Source organism: Algorimicrobium algoritergicola (assembly GCF_008086165.1).
Lineage (GTDB): Bacteria > Bacteroidota > Bacteroidia > Flavobacteriales > Flavobacteriaceae > Algorimicrobium > Algorimicrobium algoritergicola.
The window spans coordinates 1-870 of record NZ_VSKL01000026.1 but is presented as its reverse complement, the minus strand read 5'-3'; the positions used below and the strand labels follow the sequence as shown (position 1 = coordinate 870).

At 35.2% G+C, this 870-nt stretch carries 1 protein-coding gene; it reads right to left on the bottom strand.

What is annotated here, in order from left to right; genetic code table 11:
* Positions 1-37: 37 nt before the first annotated feature.
* Positions 38-870, bottom strand: an 833-nt coding sequence (locus tag ES675_RS16340; protein WP_148367586.1) for an IS110 family RNA-guided transposase, incomplete at its 5' end; no start/stop codon positions are given.

Here is an 870-nt window from a genome sequence, read left to right as displayed (position 1 = left end):
CAACAAAGTACTGTGGTAAAAAACAAGTAAAAACTCATTAACTTTTCACCAAAGTACTTCTGTAAGTATCCTCATATATTAATCCTGATTTTGCAATAGCAAAAGCCTGTTTTAGTAGCTTATTACAAACAGCTATTAATGCCAATTTTTTACTCTTTCCTTTTGCTACTAATCGTTCATAAATTTCCCTGCATGCCTTGTTGTATTTACACGCATTAAAACTGCACATAAATAATAAATTCCGAAGCTTCTGATTGCCTATCTTGCTGATTCGAGGTCGTCCTTTTACACTGCTTCCGCTCTTTCTAATTATAGGAGTTAAACCTGCATAACTACACAATTCACTTCCGCTTGTAAAACGCTCGAAACCGTCTGTGAGAACAACCAACATAAGCGATGTTTTCTTGCCAATGCCTGGAATCGTTTTTAATCGTGTTAACACATCTTGATGAACTTGCTTTACTAATATTAGCAACTTATCTTCCAAGGTTTTCATTTCTTTCTGAACGTGTTTCAAACTACGGTTCAAAGATTGTACAACGGCTTTACTTGGATTGCCTAAAACATCCTCACCATGTAATTTATTTTTTAACATCGTGCTCTGTTTTGTATACACAGAAAGGAGTCTGGTCATTTGTAGACATTCTGTTTGGTGTTTAGAATTGCCTTGCCAAAGTTTTAATTCGACCTGTTTTGCGTACTCACAAATCAGTTTTGAATCACTTTTATCCGTCTTGATCTTTGAGAGCTTCATCTGGATAAAGCGTTTGACTGCTAATGGATTTTCTACAGACAATTTGATGCCAGATTCCAATAAAAAATAAGCTAACTGATAATGATAATAACCTGTAGCTTCCATCACACAATGAC